Below are 19,909 nucleotides of genomic sequence, written 5' to 3'. Positions count from 1 at the left end.
CGGCGTACCCGCCGCGCCCCACCGGCCGGGAAATCGGACGGTGGGGACGCGACGGCGCGATCACTCCGCGGCGGCGGTCGCCGGCTGCTCGTCGCCCTTCTTGGGCTCCTCGAGCAGCTCGCGCTCCCACTCGGCCAGCGGCTCGTCGGCGCCGACCTGGCCCGGCTCGGGCTTCTCCTCGGCACCGCGGCCGCGGCCGGAGCGGGCGATCAGACCGTCGGCGACCGCGGCGGCGACGACCTTGGTCAGCAGCTCGGCCGAGCGGATCGCGTCGTCGTTGCCGGGGATCGGGAAGTCGACCTCGTCCGGGTCGCAGTTGGTGTCGAGCACGGCGATCACCGGGATGCCCAGCTTGCGGGCCTCGTCGACGGCGATGTGCTCCTTCTTGGTGTCCACCACCCAGACCGCGGCCGGGAGCTTCTGCATGTCGCGCAGACCACCGAGGGTCTTGGTCAGCTTCTCCTTCTCACGGGAGAGCTGCAGGGTCTCCTTCTTGGTGTAACCGGCGGCGGTGCCGCTCAGGTCACCCAGGGCCTCCAGCTCCTTCATCCGCTGCAGCCGCTTGTAAACCGTCTGGAAGTTGGTCAGCATGCCACCGAGCCAGCGGTGGTTCACGTACGGCTGGCCGACCCGGGTCGCCTGCTCGGCGATGGCCTCCTGGGCCTGCTTCTTGGTGCCGACGAAGAGGATGCTGCCGCCCCCGGCCACCGTGGTGCGCACGAAGTCGTACGCCTTCTCGATGTAGTCGAGGGTCTGGCGCAGATCGATGATGTAGATACCGTTGCGCTCGGTGAAGATGAAGCGCTTCATCTTCGGGTTCCAGCGCCGGGTCTGGTGCCCGAAGTGGACACCGCTCTCCAGCAGCTGACGCATGGTCACGACGGCCATGGTGGGTACTCCTAGTCGTCCCTGGTTGTCCGTCCGGCCGGCGGCCGGACGCCTGGCGCCCGGTCGCCGGCCATGATGGGCCCGATCAAGATCGGGACCAGGGAGGCCGTCGCCCCACGAGAGGTCCGTGGAGAGGGCACGCGAGGTCGACCGCACGAGGCGGTCGCCAGTCGACCAGTGTACGCCCCTTCCCCGCGCCCCGGCCCCGGGGTGCGGGGACGCCCCATTCCGGCCACGCCACCCGCCCTCGGGTCGCCCGGCTGGCCCGGCTGGCCCGGCTGGCCCGGCTGGCCCGGCTGGCCCGGCTGGCCCGGCTGGCCCGGCTGGCCCGGCCTCATGATCGACTCCGGATGCCGCATCTCGGGCCGTCCGCGCCCGGCGACACCGCCACCTGCCGCAGGTCGAGTGGATCATCACCCGGTGCGTGGCCCGCGCCGGCGCGACGGGTGCGGGGCCGGCGGGGTTCAGCGGGCGGCGAGCGCGGCGGCCACGAAGAGGACCAGGCCGACGGTCAGGTACGCGGTCGGCGGCCGCAGCCAGCCCCGGCTGCCGTCGGCGAGCGCCAGCCCACCGGTGCGCAGCCCGTACAGGCCGGTGCCGAAGATCGGCAGCCCGACCACCAGGAACATCCCCACCACCACGTGCGCGGCGGAGACCGGGTCACCGGTCAGGCCGTACGCCAGCACCCGCAGCGCCGGGACCTCCAGGATCAGCACCATCACCGCCAGCAGCACCGCGAGCGCGGGCCGGCGGGTCCGGTAGACCCCGTCCCCCGGCGGCGGCACGTCCAGCCGGGGCGCCACCGACGGCATCGGCCCGGTCGGCATCTCCAGCGGATGCGGCGCGAGCCCCGGCTCGCCCGGCTGCGGCCGCTCCCCCACGGTCAGCGGGGCGGCCGCACCGTGGCCCGTACGGTCACCGACGGTGACCGGTGCCGGAGCGGCGAAGGCCGGCTCGGCGGAACGGACCGGCTCGACGACCGGATAGCCGCCCACCGGGCCGGAGCCGGCCGGTTCGGCGGAGCGGCCGGGCTCGACGACCGGGTAGCCGCCCATCGGGCCGGAGTTGGCCGGTTCGCTGGGACGGCCGGGCTCGACCACCGGGTAGCCGCGCAGCGCATCCGCACCGCCGTCCCGCGCGACGCCGCCGTGCGCGTCACCGGTCTCGCGGGCCGCCCGGCGGCCGACCCGCTCGCCCGGCAGCTCGCCGGAGATCTCCGAGGGGTCGTCCGCCCGGCGCGACCGCCAGCCGTCGCCGTCGTCGCCCAGCGGGTCGGCCGCCCCGAACCGCCCGGCGTCGCCGTGCCGGCCCTCTCCGGTGCGCTGCTCCGGGAGGCGGAAGTCGTCGTCGCGGTAGCGCGGCTCGCCGGCCGCCCGCCAGTCCGGTTCGGCGTACCCGTGATCGCCCCAGCGCGACCCCTGCTGATCCTCGGGAAAGCTCCGTCGTCCGTCCACGACCGGCACGGTATGCCACCGGACCCACCCGCGCCATCCGGTCCCGGGCCACGTCGGCGCTGGTCGATGCGGGTGTGCCCGGCGACCGGCAGGGCGGAGCGTGGCGCCGTCCGCGCCGGGTAGCACAGCGGACCCATGATCGTCCGCCCGTCCACAGGCGCCCCCGTCGTCCACAGGACGCGGGTCCGGGACGGTGACGCCGGCCCGACCGGGCGCACCGTGACGGGCATGACGAAGCGGAACCAGGCCGTCGGCGCGTACGGCGAGCGGTGCGCGGTCCGATACCTGATCGAGACGGGGCTGCGTCCGGTCGCGCGGAACTGGCGCTGCCCCGACGGGGAGATCGACATCATCGCCTGGGAGGGCTCGGTGCTCGCCTTCTGCGAGGTGAAGACCCGCCGTACGGACGAGTTCGGCACCCCGGCGGAGGCGGTGGTGCCGGCGAAGGCCCGACGGCTGCGCGGCCTCGCCGCGCGCTGGCTCGCCGAGACCGGGACCACCGCCGACGAGGTCCGCTTCGACGTGCTCTCCGTCCGGCTGTCCGCCGCCGGTTCGGCCCGGGTGGAGCACCTGAAGGGCGCGTTCTGACCATGAGCTACGCGAAGGTGCTCTGCGTCGGCCTGGTCGGCGTGACCGGCCACGTGGTGGAGGTGGAGGCCGACCTCGCCCCCGGGCTGCCCGGGGTGGTCATCTCCGGGCTGCCCGACACGGCCCTGCACGAGGCCCGGGACCGGGTCCGGGCCGCCATCGTCAACTCCGGCCAGAAGTGGCCCAACCGGAGGATCACCCTCAACCTGCTCCCGGCCACCCTGCCCAAGTACGGATCGGCGTTCGACCTGGCCATCGCGGCGGCGGTGCTGGGCGGCTCGGGCGAACTGCCGCTGCTGCCGCTGGACCGGACGGTGGTCCTCGGCGAGCTCGGCCTCGACGGCACCGTCCGGCCGGTACGGGGCGTGCTGCCGATGGTCGCCGCCGCGGCGCACGCCGGACTGGACCGGGTGGTGGTGCCGATCGGCAACGCGGCCGAGGCGGCGGTGATCCCCGGTGTCCGGGTCCGGGCCGTCGACACCCTGCACCGGCTGGTCGCCTTCGTCCGCGACGGCACCCCGCTGCTGCCACCGCCGGAGGCCGAGCCGACGCCCGCCCCGGACGGGCCGGATCTGGCCGAGGTGGCCGGTCAGCGGCTGGGTCGCCGGGCCCTGGAGGTGGCCGCGGCGGGCGGGCACCACCTGGCGCTGCTCGGGCCGCCGGGCGCCGGCAAGACCATGCTGGCCGAGCGGCTCCCGTCGATCCTTCCCGAGTTGGACGACGAGCCCGCCCTGGAGGTCACCGCACTGCACTCCATCGCCGGCCTGCTCCCGCCCGGAGGGCGGCTGCTGCGCCGCCCGCCGTTCCAGGCGCCGCACCACACCGCGACGGTGCCGTCGCTGGTCGGCGGTGGATCCGGTCTGGCCCGCCCGGGGGCGGTGTCGCTGGCGCACCGTGGCGTGCTCTTCCTCGACGAGGCGCCCGAGTTCAGCAAGGCGGCCCTGGAGGCGCTGCGCCAGCCGTTGGAGAGCGGCCGGGTACGGGTCGCTCGGACCGGCGGCGCCACCGAATACCCGGCCCGGACGCAACTGGTGCTGGCCGCCAATCCCTGCCCGTGCGCGAAGCCGTCGGGGGACGTCGACTGCGAGTGCACTCCCCTGGCGCGGCGGCGCTACCTGGGCCGGCTCTCCGGGCCACTGCTGGACCGGGTAGACGTCCAGGTTCGGCTGCTGCCCGTACGCGCCGCGGAACTGCTGGAGACCGGTGCGCCGAGCGAGCCCTCCGGGCTCGTGGCCAGCCGGGTGGCGGCCGCCCGCCGGGCCGCCGCGGCGCGGTGGGCGGACACCGGCCACGGGGTGAACGCCGACGTCCCCGGCCCGTACCTGCGCCGACCGCCCTGGCGGCTGCCCGGGCGGGACACCCGGGAGCTGCGCAGGCGCCTCGACTCCGGGTCGCTGTCGGCGCGGGGCTTCGACCGGGTCGTCCGGCTCGCCTGGACCATCGCCGACCTGGACGGCCGGGACCGCCCGGACGGCGGGGACATCGCGGAGGCCATCCACCTACGGATGGGAGAGGGCGCATGACCGCCACGGCAGCGGTGCGGGTGGCCCGGGTGGCGCTCACCTGGCTCGCCGAGCCCGGCACCTGGGCCGTGCACCGGCTGGTCGACGAACTCGGGCCGGTGGCCGCACTGGACCTGCTCCTCGACGGCGGGGCACCGGACCGGGCGCTCCGGACGGCGGTGGCGGCCCGGTCCGCCGACGCGGACGTCCGGGCGGTGGCCGAGCAGGCGCTGGCCCGGACCGAGCGACTCGGCGCGCGGCTGGTCACACCCGAGGACGACGAGTGGCCCGGCCGGGTCGCGGAGCTGCGGCGGCTCCGGCTGTCCGGGACCGGGCGCAAGGTCGACCTGAACACGGCTCCTCCGCTCTGCCTCTGGGCCCTGGGCGCGTGGCCGCTGGCGGAGGCGTTCGACCGGTCGGTGGCGGTGGTCGGCGCCCGGGCGGCCACCCCGTACGGCACGCACGTCGCCACCGAGCTGGGCTACGGGCTGGCCGACCGGGACTGGACGGTAGTCTCCGGCGGGGCCTTCGGCATCGACTCCGCCGCGCACCGGGGCGCACTCACCGCCGGAGGGCTCACGGTGGCGGTGCTGGCTTGCGGCCTGGACCGTCCCTATCCGGTGGGCAACACCGCGCTGTTCGACCGGATCGCGGAGACCGGGTTGCTGATCAGCGAGTGGATGCCGGGGGGCCGAGCCGCTGCGGCCGCGGTTCCTCATCCGCAACCGGGTCATCGCGGCCGCCACCCTGGGCACCGTGCTGGTGGAGGCGGCGGCCCGCAGCGGCGCCACCCAGACCTTGAACCGGGCGCTCGGGGTGGGCCGACCCGGAATGGTGGTGCCCGGGCCGGTCACCTCGGCCATGTCGGTGGGGGCGCACGAGCTGCTGCGAGCGCAGCCCGGGGCCCGGCTGGTCACCGGCATCGCCCATGTGCTCGAGGAGGTGGGACGGATCGGCTACGACCTCGCCCCACCGGCCCGGGCGCCGGAACGTCTGCGCGACCGGCTCGACGACGAGGCGACCCAGGTGCTGGAGGCACTGCCCCGGCGCAAGGCACTCGCCGTGGAGAGCGTCGCCTCGCGCGCCGGGGTGGCCCTGCGCACCGCGATGCGGAAGCTGTCCATGCTGGAGGAACTGGGCCTGGTGGTCCGCCGCGACGACGGGTACGCCCTGGCACCGTCCGGGTCGGCGCGGTCGGGTGGGCGTGGTTGAGTCAGTCGCTCTCGAAGCGGATCTCGACGTCGCGGGTGTTCAGGCAGCGCCGGGCGAGCGATGCGAGCCGCCGGATACGCTCCATCTCCGCCGGCGCCCGGGCCACCTCGGCGAGGCAGCGCAACTCGGCGAGCAGCTGCGGCGCGGACCCGGGGCTCACCACCAGCTCGCCGAGCGGGTCGACGCGATCCAGCAGGGGCGTCCGTCCCCCGCCGCATACCCGCTTGAGCAGGTCCAGCAGCACGTCGTCGGGATCCGCCACCACCTCCGACGCCACGTACGACGGCCGGCGACGGGCAGGTCCGGCGCGCACCAGCCGGTATAGGACGGCATCCACACCCACGTCGAGTCCCCTCCTCCCGTGAGCGCCGCTTCCCCGGGGCCGACGCCCGCTCCGTCCGACTCGCGAATCGCCCTTCCGCGCCACCGCCCCGGGGCACGTCTCTCGCCCACCGCTCCCGACCGCTCCCACGGTGCGGGAGCCGCCTGTCCCGGCAGCGCGGGCTGCCGGGACATCCTCACACCCGGCCCGGTCGCCACCGTCCTTTTCGTAGGAACAGTTTCTCCTGTCCAGGCCCGGTTCGGCCACCCCGCGCGGCGTGCCGCCGGCCAGCGACGGCGGGGACCGGGCCCCGGCTGGCCGGACGGCGACGGCTGAGTCGCCACGCGGCCCGTATGCCGGGACGTGTGCCGCCGCCCGCGTCGCCCGACGAGGCTCGCACCGGGAACGGTTCCACTGGGGACGTCATGCCGGATGTGAGCGCGCCGACGTGGCAGCCGCACCGGCTTTCCGCGATCCCCGCGTCGGCGATCGGCCGAACCGACGTCCGCGCCGTAGGCTGGGAAGATGTCCGCCGACAGCAGCGTCCGCCCCGGCCCGGGCGGCCGGTCCCCCGGCGCCGGTACGGGCGCACGGACCAGCCGGCGCCTTGGCCACGGCTCGGGTGCAGGGAACAGCCGGTGCCGCCGGTTCCCCGGCATTCGCCCAGAGGCGCGGTCCGGCCGGTCCGGCCGCTGGTCGCCCGTGACGGGCGGCGGGGGGTGCCGGTGAGCGGCACCCGGGCGGCGCACGCGGCGCTGCCGCCCGAGATGCGGGAGGCGGTGGACGACTTCGCCGACCACCTGGCCCGGGTGCGTAACCGGTCGGCGCACACGGTGCGGGCGTACGTCACCGATCTGGTCTCCCTGCTCGACCACGCCGTGCGGATGCGCTGCGCCGACCTGGCGGAGCTGGACCTGACGGTGCTGCGGAGCTGGCTGGCGAAACAGCGGACCATGGGTGCCGCCCGGACCTCCCTGGCCCGTCGGGCCGCCTCGGCGCGCACGTTCACCGCGTGGGCGCATCGCGCCGGTCTGCTTCCCACCGACGTGGCCGCCGCCCTGGCCAGTCCCCGGGCCCGGCGTGAACTGCCCACCGTCCTGCGAGCCGACCAGGCCGCCGCGCTGATGGAGGCACCGCTCCGCACCGCGGCCCGGACGCCGGAGACCGCCGCGCTGATGGAAGGTCACCGCCGGACCGAGGACGCAACGTCGGACGCCGCGGCGTTGCTGGCGGCTCCACGCCGGACCCGCGGTGGGGCGTCGCCGGGAGACGGGAACGCCGCGCCGGCCGGGACCCCGGACGCGGACCACAGGCCCGGCCAGGGGCCCGCCGCGGACCGCGGGCCGGACGGGACGCCGCTGACCGCGCGCAGCGACGAGGCCGTGGTGCTGCGCGACCGGCTGCTGCTCGAACTGCTCTACGGCACCGGGGTACGGATCAGCGAGGCGTGCGGCCTCGACCTCACCGACGTCGACCACGCCCGCCGGGTGGTGCGCGTGCTCGGCAAGGGCCGACGGGAACGGGCGGTGCCGTACGGGGTGCCGGCGCAGCGCGCGTTGGACGCGTGGCTGGACCGGGGCAGGCCGGCCCTGACCGCTCCCGGCTCGGGCTCGGCGCTGCTGCTCGGAACGCGGGGCGGGCGGCTCAACCCGACCACTGCCCGCCGGATCGTCGCCGGATACGCCGCGGCCGCCGGCCTGCCCCGGACGACGCCGCACGGCCTGCGGCACTCGGCCGCCACCCACCTGCTGGAGGGGGGCGCGGACCTGCGGGCCGTCCAGGAGTTGCTCGGGCACTCCTCGCTGGCCAGCACCCAGATCTACACCCACGTGTCGGTGGAACGGCTGCGTGCGGCGTACCGGCAGGCGCACCCGCGGGCCTGACCAGTGCGACCGCCGCCGGGTGGGCAGGGTGGAAGAACCGCGAGTTGATGATCCACGGCGGGCTACGATCGGCCGATGACGGTCCCGCAGCCGCCCGAGCCGATTCCCGGGGCTCGACTGCTCTTCTCGCTCGACCCGTCGGTCAGCCACCTCAACCACGGGTCGTTCGGCGCGGTGCCGATCGGCGTACAGCGCGCCCAGCAGCGGCTGCGTGACGAGATGGAGTCGAACCCGCTCCGCTTCTTCACCCAGGGCCTCGTCGACCGGATCACCCACACCCGGCGGCATCTGGCCGGGTTCCTGGGCACGGACCCGGACGGTACGGCGCTGGTGGGCAACGCCACGACGGGTGTGGCGATCGTGCTCCAGTCCCTCGGCCTGCGCCCCGGCGACGAGGTGCTCAGCACCGACCACGGGTACGGCGCGGTCGCGTTCTCGGTGGCGCGGGAGTGCCGGCGGACCGGGGCGGTGTCCCGGACTGTGCCGGTGCCGCTGGCCGCCACCGACGAGGAGATCGTCGAGATCATCCGGGCCGGGCTGCGGCCGGGGCGTACCAAGCTGCTGATCGTCGACCAGATCACCTCACCCACGGCCCGGCTCTTCCCCACCGCCGCGATCGTCGGGGTGGCCCGGGAGCAGGGGGTGCCGGTGCTGGTCGACGCGGCGCACGCCCCGGGCATGCTGCCGATCACGGTCGCCTCGGTGGGCGCCGACTTCTGGGTCGGCAACCTGCACAAGTGGGCGTACGCGCCCCGGGGCACCGCTGCGCTGGTGGTGGCCGAGCCCTGGCGGGAGCGGATCCAGCCGCTGGTGGTCTCGTGGGAGCAGGACACCGGCTTCCCGACCCGGGTCGAGTGGCAGGCGACGCTGGACTACACCCCCTGGCTGGCCGCCCCGGTGGGGCTGTTCACCCTGCGCAGCCTCGGCCTGGACCGGGTACGCGCACACAACGCCGCGTTGGCCGCGTACGGGCAACGGGTGGTCGGGGACGCGCTCGGGGTGGCGCCCGCCGACCTGCCGGAGCCCGGCGGACCGACGGTCGCGATGCGACTGGTTCCACTGCCGCCCGGGGTCGCCACCACGATCGACGCGGCACGGGCGCTGCGCGCCCGGATCGCCGAGCAGCTCGCCGCCGAGGTGTCGGTGGCCGGTTGGAACGGCCGGGGCTGGTTGCGCCTGTGCGGGCAGGTCTACAACAACCCGGACGAGTACGACCGGCTGGCGGTCCGCCTCCCCGCGCTGCTCGCCCAGGGCTGACCCGGGTCGGGGGCCACGGCGGCCGGGTCGAGTGGGAGCAACCGCACCCGACCGAGACCGAGCAGGGCGAGCGGGTCGAGGTACTCGTCACCCCGGCGCAGCCCCCAGTGCAGGCAGGCCGCCGCCGGGCAGCCGGGGTGGCCGGCGAGCAGGGTGCCGGCCGGCGTGCCGGTCGCCACCCGGGCACCGACCGGCAGCCCGGCGCGGACCGGCTCGTAGGTGGTCCGCAGGCCGCCGCCGTGGCCGATGGTGAGCACCGGACGGCCGGCTACCGGGCCGGCGAAGAGCACGACGCCGGGGCCGGCGGCGCGGACCGCGAGCCCCGGGGTGGCAGCGAGGTCCACCCCGCGATGCCCGGGCAACCACCGCTGCGGCGGCGGGTCGAAGGGGCGCACCGGCCGGGGCGGGCCGGCCAGCGGCCAGTCGAACCGCGCGGCCGGGCCGCCGGCCGCCGGCGTGCCCGACGATCCGACCCCGGCGCGATCGGCACCGTTGGCATCGGACAGACGGTCGACCGGACGCCTCGCGCCGACCGACGCGGGGCCGGCAAGAGGCGAGGCGGGGTGCGCGGACGCCCGGGCGGGACGGGCAGAGGCCGGGGCGGAGCCGACGAACGCCGGAGCGGAACGGGCCGCGGCCGACCCGGCGGAGGTCGGGCCGACGAGCAGCAGCACGCAGAGGGCCGGGACGGTGGAACGAAGGAGCTTCGGCATGGCCGCACCCTGCCCCACGGCCAGCACCGGTGACCAGCGCCCGATACACGCACTGTGGACAGCGGCCCGGCTGTGCACGGGCACCGCGCGGGGCGCTGATCTGCTATGTGCCCGCCTATGCTGGCCGCGTGACAAAGGACTGGTACGCCTGGCACGCCGACTACGACCAGCCGGAATCGGCCCTGTCCCGGCGGCTGGCCGAGATACGGCTCCGCGTCCGGGAGGCGCTGGACCGGGCGCCGGCCGGTCCGTTGCGGGCGATCAGCCTCTGCGCCGGTCAGGGGCACGACCTGATCCCGGTGCTCGCCGCCCACCCCCGGCGCGACGACGTGACCGCCCGCCTGGTCGAGCTGGACCCGCGTAACGCCGAGGTGGCCCGCCGGGCCGCCGCCGAGGCCGGCCTGAGCCGGGTGGAGGTGGTGGTCGGGGACGCGGCAGGCACCGACCGGTACGCGGACCTGGCGCCGGCGGACCTCGTGCTGGCCTGCGGCATCTTCGGCAACATCATCGACGCTGACATCCGGAACACCGTCCGGCACTGCGCCGCGCTCTGCGCCACCGGCGGCACGGTTTTCTGGACCCGGCACCGCCGTGAGCCGGACCTGGTGCCCACCATCTGCGAGTGGTTCGCCGAGGAGGGTTTCGTGCCGGTCATGGTGAGCAGCCCCGCGGACGGGGTCGGGGTGGGGGTGCACCGCTTCACCGGCCCGCCGCGCCCGCTCGAGACCGGGGCGACGATGTTCGAGTTCGTCGGCTACGACCGGCTCACCCACCCGTGACGCCCATGCGAGGGACAGCCGGCTAGCCCGTCAGCAGCCGTGGAACCGGGGCGGGTCCGCCGACAACCTGGTGCGGCGGGTCGAGGTGGTCGTGCTCGCGGGGTGATTCGCCACCGGCGGCCGGGGCGCGGAGCCGCCGCGGCGCCGGGACCGGGTCAGCCGCCGAATCCGGAATCTGCGGGAAGGGAGATGTCGGGCTTTTCGAGCTCTTCCACGTTGACGTCCTTGAATGTCATCACTCGGACATTCTTGACGAAGCGGGCGGGGCGGTACATGTCCCACACCCAGGCGTCGTGCATCTCGACCTCGAAGTAGACCTCGCCGTCTGAGTTGCGGACGTGCAGATCGACCTGGTTCGCGAGGTAGAACCGGCGCTCGGTCTCCACCACGTAGGAGAACTGGCGGACAATGTCGCGGTACTCCCGGTAGAGCTGCAGCTCCATCTCGGTCTCGTACTTCTCGAGATCTTCCGCGCTCATCGCACTCCGCCCTCCATGACCACATCTTCCCCCACCGGCGCCGGGGGTCGCGGCTGCTCGCCCAACGCCACGCCGACGGTACCCCCTGACGCGCCGGAGCGCTCCATCGGCTCGTCCGGGCCGCCGCGCTGAAGCTCGTCCGGGCCGCCGGGCGAAAGCCCGTCCGGGCCGCCGGGCGAAAGGCCGCCCAGCCCGGGCCCGTCGGGGACATCCAACGGAAGCTGGTCCGGGACCCCGGACGCACGTCCGCCGGGGCCGGCCGGGCCGGCGGCCACCGGCCGGCGGGAGCGCGGGGGCGCACCGTCCCGACCCGAGACGGCCGCCACGTTGACGTACGAGAAGCGGTGCTCCTGGCACGGCCCGAGCGCCCGCAGCGCGGCGGTGTGCTCGGTGGTGATGTAGCCCTTGTGCTCGGCGAAGCCGTAGCCCGGGTACCGCTCGTCCAGCTCCACCATGATCCGGTCCCGGGTCACCTTGGCCAGCACGCTGGCCGCCGCCACGCAGGCGGCCACCCGGTCGCCCTTCCACACCGCCAGCCCCGGCACGTCCAGACCGTCCACGCCGAAGCCGTCGGTCAGCACGTACTCGGGTCGGGTGGTCAGCGAGGCGAGCGCCCGGCGCATCGCGGCCAGGTTGCACACGTGCAGCCCGCGCGCGTCGACCTCCTCGGCGGGGATGACCACCACCGCGTACGCCAGGGCCCGCGCCACCACCTCGTCGTAGATCCGCTCCCGGCTGGCCGGGGTGAGCAGCTTCGAGTCGGCCAGCCCCTCGATCTCACCGCGCCGCCCCTCGGGCAGCACCGCGGCGGCGGCGACGAGCGGGCCGGCGCAGGCGCCCCGACCGGCCTCGTCGGCCCCGGCCACGTGCCGGAAGCCCCGCCGTTGCAGCGCGCGTTCCAGGGCGTAGAGGCCGGCCTCGCGGCGGACCACCGTACGCGGAGGGGTCAGCACGGCGCACCTCCGGCGGCCAGCACGGCGGCGAGCCGGTCCGGCAGGTCGGGCGGATAGTACCGCTCGGCGGTCGCGGTCAGCTCGTCGAGCGACCACCAGCGGTGGCCGTGCACGCTGGCCCGTTCGACCTCGTCGAACCCCGCCGTGTCGACCTCCCAGGAACCCACCCGGACCAGGAAGAACTCCTGCTCCTGGCGGTACCAGACGCCGTCGAACGGGAACTCGGCCGTCTCGGCCCAGACCGGCGCGCCGAACTGCGCCGGGGCGAGCCGCAGGCCGGTCTCCTCGGCCAACTCCCGGGCCGCGCCTTCGGCCGGGGTCTCCCCGGCCGCGAGCCCGCCGCCAGGGGTGAACCAGTAGGAGTGGTCGGGTCGGCCCGGATCGGTGCCGGCGAAGAGGAGCACCCGGTCGGACGCGTCAACGAGCAGCACCCGGGCCGCGCGACGAGGGGTGTAGACGGTCACCGCCCAAGCCTGCCAGACGCCTCCGACGAACGCCCACGGCCTCCCGGGTCAGGGATTCGGAATCCCGTCGAACTGCTTCGGCACGGTGAGCCAGGTCGCCCGGTCGACCGGCCAGAAGATCGTGAAGGCCCGGCCGACCACCTGATCCTCGGGGATGGTGGCCTCGTTGATGTCCTCACCGGACTGCTGCCAGTGCTCCAGCGAGTCGCCTGAGGCCTCCCGGTGGTCACCCATCACCCAGAGCCGACCCTTCGGCACGGTGATGTCGAAATCCTGGTCCGCCGGCTTGTTGCCGGGGAAGATGAACGGCTCGTCGATCGGCTTGCCGTTGATGATCAGCCGCTCCTGGGAGCCGCTGCGGTCACAGCAGACCACGTGGTCGCCGCCGACGCCGATCACCCGCTTGATGAAGTCCTCACCCTCCGGGTTGCCGCTCCACTCGGTGGGTGCCTTGAAGACGATCACCTCACCGCGGTGCGGCGAGCGAAAGTCGTAGACCAGCTTGTTGACCAGCACCCGATCGTCGATCTTGAGAGTGTTCTCCATGGACGGGGACGGGATGAAGAAGGTCTGCAGCACGAAGGCACGCACCAGCACTGCGACCAGGATCGCCACGCCCAGGAGAATGGGGAGCTCCTTCCAGAAGGAGCTGCTCGGCTTTTCGGTCTGCTCGTCGATCACGGGAGGAGCCTACGTCCCCGGCCGTGGCGCAGTCGCCCCGAACGCGCGAGAACGGACGCCGCGGCCGTGACCGGGAGAACCAGCACCACACCGCCCGTCGGGTCCGGATCGACCGGCACCGGCCCGGCCGGCGCCGCGTTGGGCTGCGGCAGGCTCGTGAAGGTCTTCGGCACCGGCAGGGTCGTCCACCGTTGCTGCGGCCACACGATCATGAAGGCCCGGCCGACCACGTTGTCGATCGGCACCGGGCCCTGGCAGCGGGCGTCCTGGGAGACCAGCCGGTGGTCACCCATCACGAAGATCTGCCCCGGCGGTACGACCACCTCGGTGAACTGCCGGGAGCGGCACTCCTTTGGGTTCGGTGGCAGCTCGACCGGCGAGTCCTCGGAGACGTACGCCTGCTCGTCCAGCGGCACGCCGTTGACCACGACCCGGCCCTTGTCGCAGCACCACACGTGGTCGCCGGGGACGCCGATCACCCGCTTGATGAAGTCCTTCTCGCCGGGCCGGCTGACCCCGACCAGGTCACCGAAGGTGCGCGCGACCTTGCCGGCGAAGTTGGTCGGCGGCGCCGGCGCCTCCTGGGCGACCCACTTGTCGGTGCCCCGGAAGACCACCACCTCGCCCCGGACCGGGTCGCGGACGTCGTAGACGACCTTGTTGACCAGCACCCGGTCGCCGATGAGGAGGGTGTTCTCCATCGACCCGGAGGGGATGAAGAAGGCCTGGAGCAGGAAGGTGCGGATCAGCACGGCGAGGCAGAAGGCGACGATCAGGAGCAGCGGCAACTCCTGCCAGAGGGGCATCTGCCGGCGGGTGCGCCGGGCCCGCCGGCGCCACGGGTCGACGGTGCCGTCCTCGTCAAGCATCTGCACCATGCCACTCTCCGGTCCGCAGAAACGACACTACCGCCCGGGAGTCCCCTCGGAGACCCCACGGGCGGCAGTGGACCGCCTCACGCCGTCCGCCCGCGCCCGTACCGACCAGGGTAATGCGATCTGGTCGATACGACATACGCGCAGCTCGGGCGGCGTGGCGAACGGAAATTCAGCTCGCCGGCTGCTTCTCGCGCAGCTCCTTGATCTTGGCCTTCTTACCGCGCAGCTCGCGCAGGTAGTAGAGCTTGGCCCGGCGCACGTCACCGCGGGTCACGACCTCGATCCGGTCGATCGCGGGGCTGTTGAGCGGGTAGGTCCGCTCCACCCCCACGCCGAAGCTGACCTTGCGGACCGAGAAGGTCTCGCGCAGACCGTCACCCTGGCGGCGGATGACGACGCCCTGGAAGATCTGGACCCGGGACCGGTTGCCCTCGACGACGCGGGCGTGCACCTTGACGGTGTCACCAGCCCGGAAGTCGGGGATGTCAACGCGCTTCGACTGGGCGTCAAGGGCGTCCAGGATGTTCATCGCTGCGTCCTCGTGAGGCTCACGGCGCACCGTCAGTCGATGCGCGGATGGGTGATTCTGACCCCCGGGTGGCCGCCGGCCGGCACCGACCCCGGTTGGGGATCCGCGCGGCCGACCCCGGTCGAGGGTCCTCGCAGCCGCCCACGGCGTGGACGGATGCGGCAACCCCTCTACTTTGCCACATCCCCCGCCGGCAGCTGAAATCCACCCCGGTCCAACGCCGCCCGGTCGCGCTTGTCCAGGCTCTCCGGCGGGAGCGCGGCGATCAGGTCGGGCCGGCGGGCCGCCGTACGCAGCAGCGACTCGTCGCGCCGCCAGCGGGCGATCCCGCCGTGGTCGCCGGAGCGGAGCACCTCCGGCACCTCGTGCCCGCGCCAGCTCGCCGGTTTGGTGTACATCGGCGCCTCCAGCAGCCCGTGGGCGTGCGACTCCTCCTCCAGCGAGCCGGCGTTGCCGAGCACCCCGGGCAGCAGCCGGGTGACCGCCTCCAGGATCACCAGCACCGCCACCTCGCCGCCGAAGAGCACGTAGTCGCCGAGGGAGACCTCATTCACCCGCATCCGGGTCGCCGCGTGGTCGAGCACCCGCTGGTCGATGCCCTCGTACCGGCCGCAGGCGAAGAGCAGGTGCGACTCGGCGGCCAACTCGTGGGCCATGGCCTGGGTGAACCGGTCCCCGGCCGGCGAGGGGACGAGCAGCCGGGGCAGGGTGTGCCCGTCCGGGCTGAGCTCGTCGGGGGCCAGGGCGTCCAGGGCCTCGCCCCACGGCTCGGGCCGCATCACCATGCCGGGACCGCCGCCGTAGGGCGTGTCGTCGACGGTGCGGTGCACGTCGTGGGTCCAGGTCCGCAGGTCGTGTACGGCCAGCCGCAACGTGCCGTTGGCACGGGCCTTGCCGATCAGCGACAGGTCCAGCGGGGCGAAGTACTCGGGGAAGATCGACACGATGTCGACGCGCATGCGGTCGCTCTCCAGCTACACGTCGAGCAGGCCGCCGGGCAGATCGACGACGACGCGGCCGCCGGCGAGATCCACCTCGGGCACGATCGCCTTGACGAACGGGATCAGCGCGGTCCGCCCCTCGGGGCGGCGCAGCACCAGCAGGTCCGACGCGGGCGCGTGGTCGATTCGGGCCACCTCGCCGAGGCGCTCCCCGTCCCGGGTGACCACGGCGAGCCCGACCAGCTGGTGGTCGTTGAACTCCTCGGGATCCTCCGGCGGAGCGACGTCCGCGCTGTCGACGCCGACCAGGGTGTTCCGCAGCGCCTCGGCCACGTCGCGGTCCAGCACGCCCTCGAAGGCGACCAACAGCCGCCCCTGGTGCCAGCGCGCCGACTCGACGGTCAGCTTCTCCGGCACCCGCCAGGCACCGGGCTCGGACGGGACCGCACCCGGCTCGGTAACCAGTACCGAGCCGGGCGCGAATCGTGCTTCGGGTTCATCGGTCCGCACCTCCACGGTGACCTCACCGCGGACGCCGTGCGGCTTACCGATCCGGCCGACGATGAGAAGCATCAGTACGAGTCGACGATGTCGACGCGCACCCCGCGCCCACCGATGGAGCCGATCACCTGGCGCAGCGCCTTGGCGGTCCGGCCGGACCGCCCGATCACCGTGCCGAGGTCCTCCGGGTGCACGCGGACCTCGAGCCGCTTGCCCCGACGGGAATCGACCATCCGCACCCGGACGTCGTCCGGGTGGTCGACGATCCCCTTGACCAGGTGCTCCAGGGCGGGACGCAGCGCCATGTCAGGCCTGCTCGCCGGACTCGGCACCGGTCTGCTCCTCGGCCTTCGGCTCCTCGGCCTTCGGCGCCTCGGCCTCCGGCTTCGCGGCCTTCTTGGCCGGCTTGGCCGGGGTCTCCGCCACACCGGCGGCGGCCTTCGCCTCGGCCTCGTACGCCGCCTTACGGTCGGCCCGCTCCGGAGCGACCTTCAGCGGCGGCGGGGCCGGCAGGCCCTTGAACTTCTGCCAGTCACCGGTCAGCTCCAGCAGACGCTGCACGGCCTCGCTCGGCTGGGCGCCGACGGACAGCCAGTACTGCACCCGCTCCGACTTGACCTCGATCACCGAAGGGTCCTCCTTCGGCTGGTACACACCGACGAACTCGATCGCGCGACCGTCGCGCTTGGTGCGCGAGTCGGCGACGACGATGCGGTACTGCGGGTTGCGGATCTTGCCCATCCGCAGGAGCCGGATCTTTACGGCCACAGTTGTTTCGCTCCTGTTGCGATCTCACCGGCCCGGTACGGGCGGTGTGCGGGTGAGCGCCGACCGGCACAGTGGGGTTGGGCCGGAGACTGCTCGGTGGACTGGCGACGCGCCCGGGTTAGAGGGCGCCGGACGCGCGCCGGATACCAGCGGACCATTCTGCCAGATCCGACCCGGATCTTTGACACCGGACCCGGACACGTCACCCGGGCCGGGTGCGAGGTGACGCGGAACACCCGTCAGCGGACCGGCGGGCGGTCCCAACCGATCGGCATTTTGTCCGGTACGTCCCAGCCCGCCGGCGGGATGAAGTCGCACCAGGTGCCGTCGAACGGGAACTGGCCGGCCTCGGCGATCCGGATCACCCGCTCCCCCTCGGCGCGGACCGGCTTCTCGTCCGGCACCCAGTAGTGCTCCGGGAAGGCGAGGCGCTCGACGAACTCCTCCTCGTCCTTCCACTCCCAGCTCAGGTCGGGGTGCACCACCACGTCGAGATCCTGGTCCACCATGTCGACGCCGGCCACCGGGCCGTCGTCCCAGCGGACGGCGGGCTCCTCCAGATTGACGTACCAGTTCTTGAACCGGCCCCGGTCGTCGCGGAACCACCAGACCGAGTGGGCGGCCCCGGCGGGCAGGAACTTCAGCAGTCCCGGGCCGTGCCACCGGACGACCGCCAGGCGGTAGGAGAGGTCCACCCACTCGGCGAACGGCATGGCCCGCATGCCCCGACCGTCGGCGGCCACCTCGTGAGCCACCGGCGAGCCCGCGGCCAGCCACAACAGCAGGCCACGGTCGTCGTCGAGGACCACCCGGGCCGGCCGGACCCACCCGATCCGGCCGTGCCGCACGTTCCGGTGCATGATCAACCGGCCCGGCGCGAACCGGCCGACGGGACCGCCCGGTCGCACGTCAGTAGGCGCGGGCGAGGATGGCGACCAGGTCCGGCTCGTCCTCGGAGTCGGGCACCGAGCCGTCGGCCCGGAGCAGGCACCGGACGGTGACGCCCTGGGCGTTCGCCTCCGCCTCGCCCTGGACGCCGACCGCCGACCACGGCACCCGGGCCCAGCCGGTGGCCGCCGCCTCGATCGCCTCGGCCAGGGTCGCGACCTCGGTGGTGCGGGACTCGCGGTTGGCGAGCGCCTGGTCGTGCAGTGCCTGCTGGTCCGCCTCCAGCGCGGCGAGGACCGCGCCGACCACGTCCGCCACCGGCGTCGCGGCCTTCGAGCCGTCCGTACGCCGGACCACGACTGCGTTGCCGGCGGCCAGGTCACGGGGGCCGACCTCGACGCGGACCGGATAGCCGCGCAGCTCGGCGTCGACCGCGCGGCGGCCGAACGCGGTGTCGGTCCGGTCGTCCAGCGCGACCCGGACGCCGGCGTCGCGCAGCGCGTCGTAAAGCTTTCGCGCCGCCTCGGCAGGGCCGCCAGGACCCTCGCCGTCCTTGACGATCATCACGTACGCCTGGACCGGCGCCAGCTTCGGCGGCACCCGCAGGCCGTTGTCGTCGCCGTGGCACATGATCAGCCCGCCGAGCATCCGGGTCGAGGTGCCCCAGGAGGTGGTCCAGGCGTGCTCCCGGCCGCCCTCGGCCGAGGAGAAGCTGATGTCGAACGCCTTGGCGAAGTTCTGGCCCAGCTCGTGGCTGGTGCCCATCTGCAGCGCCTTGCCGTCGCCCATCATGCCTTCGCAGGTGTACGTGGCGGTGGCCCCGGCGAAGCGCTCCCGGGCGGTCTTCAGGCCGACCACCACCGGGATGCCCAGCACGTTGACCATCAGGTCCTCGTACGCCTCGTGCAGGATCCGCCGGGCGTAGGCGCGCGCGTCCTCCCGGGTGGCGTGGGCGGTGTGGCCCTCCTGCCAGAGGAACTCGCTGGTGCGCAGGAAGATCCGCGGGCGCAACTCCCAGCGGACCACGTTGGCCCACTGGTTGAGCAGCAGCGGCAGGTCCCGGTACGAGTCGATCCACTTCGCCATGAACTCGCCGATCACCGTCTCGCTGGTGGGGCGCACCACCACCGGCTCGGCGAGCTGCTTGCCACCGCCGTGGGTGACCACGGCCAGCTCCGGCGAGAAGCCCTCGACGTGCTCGGCCTCGCGCTTGAGGTAGCTCTCCGGGATGAAGAGCGGGAAGTACGCGTTCTCCGCGCCGGCCGCCTTGATCCGGGCGTCCATCTCGGCCTGCATCCGCTCCCAGATGGCGTAGCCGGCCGGTCGGATGACCATGGTGCCCCGCACCGGGCCGTTGTCGGCCAGCTTCGCCTTGGCGATCAGGTCCTGGTACCAGCGGGGAAAGTCCTCCGCACGGGGAGTGAGCACGCGTGCCATGACCGCACATCCTATGCGTCGCCCACGCTCCCGCCGCGCCCGGGCGGCGTCCCCGCCGTGTCGTGCCGGCCGACCGTAGACTTCGACCACCATGGGTGAGCTTTCTCCCGACGGCTCCGGCCCGCCGCCCGACGCCGGACCGGCCGAGCCGGAGTCGTCGAACGACGGCTCCGGGTCGTCGCGCGGCATCAGACGCGCCGAGCTGGAGTGGTCGAAACAGCGGCTGCGGGACGCGATCGTGGACGCCGCCCGCGCGCAGACGGTGGCGACCGGCTGGGACGGCGTACGCATGGGCGGGGTGGCGACGGCCGCCGGGGTGAGCCGGCAGACCGTCTACAACGAGTTCGGCAGCAAGGCCGGCCTGGCCGAGGCGCTCGCCCGGCGCGAGGTGGACCGGTTCGTCGGCGAGGTCCGCGCGGCGCTCGACGCGCACGGCGCCGACGTGCGCGCCGGGGCGTACGCGGCGATCCGGCACACCCTGGCCTCGGCGGCGGACAACCCGCTGATCAAGGCGATCCTGACCAGCGCCCGGGGCGGCTCGGACGAGCTGCTGCCCTTCCTGACCACCCGGGCCGGGTTGGTGCTGGCCGAATCCACGGCCGCGCTGCGGGAATGGGCGGACCGGCACCTGCCCGCGGCCGACCCGGCGGCCCTGGCCTTCGCCGCGGACACCATCGTCCGCCTGGTGGTGAGCCACATCGTGCTCCCCCAGGCCCCCGTCGACGACACCGCCGAGCAACTCGCCGACCTCGCCGTCCACCTCTTCCTCACCGCCACCACCTGACCCCCGCC

The 19,909-nt window shown here is 74.2% G+C and carries 21 protein-coding genes and 2 pseudogenes; 7 read left to right on the top strand and 16 right to left on the bottom strand.

The genetic code is table 11. The annotated features are described in order from the left end of the window. Positions 1–60: 60 nt before the first annotated feature. Together rpsB and EFE23_RS01725 are read right to left on the bottom strand one after the other, a co-directional pair. A complete protein-coding gene (rpsB, locus tag EFE23_RS01730; RefSeq protein WP_123239083.1) occupies positions 61–888 on the bottom strand; it encodes a 30S ribosomal protein S2 in 828 nt (275 codons plus the stop codon). Between the two features lie 464 nt (positions 889–1,352). Then, complete coding sequence (locus tag EFE23_RS01725) at positions 1,353–2,351, bottom strand: hypothetical protein (RefSeq protein WP_123239082.1); 999 nt, start codon at positions 2,349–2,351, stop codon at positions 1,353–1,355. Positions 2,352–2,570: 219 nt separating this feature from the next. Here EFE23_RS01725 and EFE23_RS01720 point away from each other — a divergent pair, with 219 nt between their 5' ends. From EFE23_RS01720 to EFE23_RS01710, 3 genes and pseudogenes are all read left to right on the top strand, one after another. Beyond that, positions 2,571–2,930, top strand: coding sequence for a YraN family protein (locus EFE23_RS01720; protein WP_123239173.1), 360 nt, complete (start codon positions 2,571–2,573; stop codon positions 2,928–2,930). Positions 2,931–2,932: 2 nt separating this feature from the next. After that, a complete protein-coding gene (locus EFE23_RS01715; protein ID WP_123239081.1) occupies positions 2,933–4,453 on the top strand; it encodes a YifB family Mg chelatase-like AAA ATPase in 1,521 nt (506 codons plus the stop codon). Then, a pseudogene (locus EFE23_RS01710) lies at positions 4,450–5,644 on the top strand (DNA-processing protein DprA). Before EFE23_RS01715 ends, EFE23_RS01710 begins: the two are co-directional and overlap by 4 nt. Before the next feature lies 1 nt (position 5,645). Here EFE23_RS01710 and EFE23_RS01705 read toward each other — a convergent pair. Further along, complete coding sequence (locus tag EFE23_RS01705; protein WP_123239080.1) at positions 5,646–5,987, bottom strand: hypothetical protein; 342 nt, start codon at positions 5,985–5,987, stop codon at positions 5,646–5,648. Between the two features lie 725 nt (positions 5,988–6,712). Here EFE23_RS01705 and EFE23_RS01700 point away from each other — a divergent pair. Then, a pseudogene (locus tag EFE23_RS01700) lies at positions 6,713–7,849 on the top strand (tyrosine recombinase XerC); the annotation flags it as partial. 75 nt (positions 7,850–7,924) lie between these two features. Continuing rightward, the gene (locus EFE23_RS01695) at positions 7,925–9,106 is read left to right on the top strand and encodes an aminotransferase class V-fold PLP-dependent enzyme (protein WP_123239079.1); all 1,182 of its coding nucleotides are present in this window, start codon (positions 7,925–7,927) and stop codon (positions 9,104–9,106) included. Here the strand turns inward: EFE23_RS01695 and EFE23_RS01690 are convergent. Further along, positions 9,040–9,819, bottom strand: coding sequence for a murein hydrolase activator EnvC family protein (locus EFE23_RS01690; RefSeq protein ID WP_123239171.1), 780 nt, complete (start codon positions 9,817–9,819; stop codon positions 9,040–9,042). The genes EFE23_RS01695 and EFE23_RS01690 overlap by 67 nt on opposite strands. A 128-nt stretch (positions 9,820–9,947) precedes the next feature. Here EFE23_RS01690 and EFE23_RS01685 point away from each other — a divergent pair, with 128 nt between their 5' ends. Continuing rightward, the gene (locus EFE23_RS01685; RefSeq protein WP_123239078.1) at positions 9,948–10,598 is read left to right on the top strand and encodes a methyltransferase; all 651 of its coding nucleotides are present in this window, start codon (positions 9,948–9,950) and stop codon (positions 10,596–10,598) included. 155 nt (positions 10,599–10,753) lie between these two features. Here the strand turns inward: EFE23_RS01685 and EFE23_RS01680 are convergent, their stop codons facing one another. The 12 genes from EFE23_RS01680 to proS all read right to left on the bottom strand — a co-directional run bounded on the left by EFE23_RS01680 (position 10,754) and on the right by proS (position 19,117). Further along, on the bottom strand, positions 10,754–11,077 hold the full coding sequence (locus tag EFE23_RS01680) for a DUF2469 domain-containing protein (protein ID WP_007075222.1): 324 nt from the start codon (positions 11,075–11,077) through the stop codon (positions 10,754–10,756). Then, on the bottom strand, positions 11,074–12,030 hold the full coding sequence (locus tag EFE23_RS01675) for a ribonuclease HII (protein ID WP_123239077.1): 957 nt from the start codon (positions 12,028–12,030) through the stop codon (positions 11,074–11,076). The genes EFE23_RS01680 and EFE23_RS01675 overlap by 4 nt, the downstream gene beginning before the upstream one ends. Further along, positions 12,024–12,494, bottom strand: a complete 471-nt coding sequence (locus EFE23_RS01670) for an NUDIX hydrolase (protein ID WP_123239076.1) — start codon at positions 12,492–12,494, stop codon at positions 12,024–12,026. Before EFE23_RS01670 ends, EFE23_RS01675 begins: the two co-directional genes overlap by 7 nt. 48 nt (positions 12,495–12,542) lie before the next feature. Continuing rightward, complete coding sequence (lepB, locus tag EFE23_RS01665) at positions 12,543–13,175, bottom strand: signal peptidase I (protein WP_123239075.1); 633 nt, start codon at positions 13,173–13,175, stop codon at positions 12,543–12,545. Beyond that, positions 13,172–14,053, bottom strand: coding sequence for a signal peptidase I (lepB, locus tag EFE23_RS01660; RefSeq protein WP_123239074.1), 882 nt, complete (start codon positions 14,051–14,053; stop codon positions 13,172–13,174). The genes lepB (EFE23_RS01665) and lepB (EFE23_RS01660) overlap by 4 nt, the downstream gene beginning before the upstream one ends. A 169-nt stretch (positions 14,054–14,222) precedes the next feature. Further along, positions 14,223–14,582 (bottom strand): 50S ribosomal protein L19, encoded by a 360-nt coding sequence (rplS, locus tag EFE23_RS01655; RefSeq protein ID WP_123239073.1) that lies wholly within the window; start codon positions 14,580–14,582, stop codon positions 14,223–14,225. Positions 14,583–14,752: 170 nt separating this feature from the next. Continuing rightward, positions 14,753–15,541 (bottom strand): tRNA (guanosine(37)-N1)-methyltransferase TrmD, encoded by a 789-nt coding sequence (gene trmD / locus EFE23_RS01650; RefSeq protein ID WP_123239072.1) that lies wholly within the window; start codon positions 15,539–15,541, stop codon positions 14,753–14,755. 15 nt (positions 15,542–15,556) lie between these two features. Beyond that, positions 15,557–16,096, bottom strand: coding sequence for a ribosome maturation factor RimM (gene rimM, locus EFE23_RS01645; protein ID WP_123239071.1), 540 nt, complete (start codon positions 16,094–16,096; stop codon positions 15,557–15,559). Next, positions 16,096–16,356, bottom strand: a complete 261-nt coding sequence (locus EFE23_RS01640; RefSeq protein WP_030500803.1) for an RNA-binding protein — start codon at positions 16,354–16,356, stop codon at positions 16,096–16,098. The genes rimM and EFE23_RS01640 overlap by 1 nt, the downstream gene beginning before the upstream one ends. After that, positions 16,331–16,792, bottom strand: a complete 462-nt coding sequence (gene rpsP, locus EFE23_RS01635; protein WP_123239070.1) for a 30S ribosomal protein S16 — start codon at positions 16,790–16,792, stop codon at positions 16,331–16,333. The genes EFE23_RS01640 and rpsP overlap by 26 nt, the downstream gene beginning before the upstream one ends. A 239-nt stretch (positions 16,793–17,031) precedes the next feature. Beyond that, on the bottom strand, positions 17,032–17,652 hold the full coding sequence (locus EFE23_RS01630) for a ribonuclease FAU-1 family protein (protein WP_123239170.1): 621 nt from the start codon (positions 17,650–17,652) through the stop codon (positions 17,032–17,034). A 49-nt stretch (positions 17,653–17,701) separates the two neighbouring features. Next, entirely contained in the window at positions 17,702–19,117 is a 1,416-nt protein-coding gene (proS, locus tag EFE23_RS01625) for a proline--tRNA ligase (protein WP_123239069.1), read from the bottom strand. A 91-nt stretch (positions 19,118–19,208) separates the two neighbouring features. Here proS and EFE23_RS01620 point away from each other — a divergent pair, with 91 nt between their 5' ends. Next, on the top strand, positions 19,209–19,901 hold the full coding sequence (locus EFE23_RS01620) for a TetR/AcrR family transcriptional regulator (RefSeq protein ID WP_123239068.1): 693 nt from the start codon (positions 19,209–19,211) through the stop codon (positions 19,899–19,901). Positions 19,902–19,909: the final 8 nt, after the last annotated feature.

The organism is Micromonospora solifontis, from assembly GCF_003725545.1.
Classification (GTDB): Bacteria; Actinomycetota; Actinomycetes; order Mycobacteriales; family Micromonosporaceae; genus Micromonospora; species Micromonospora solifontis.
Note: the sequence above shows the minus strand (reverse complement) of the source record. Positions and strands in the feature narration are given on the sequence as shown.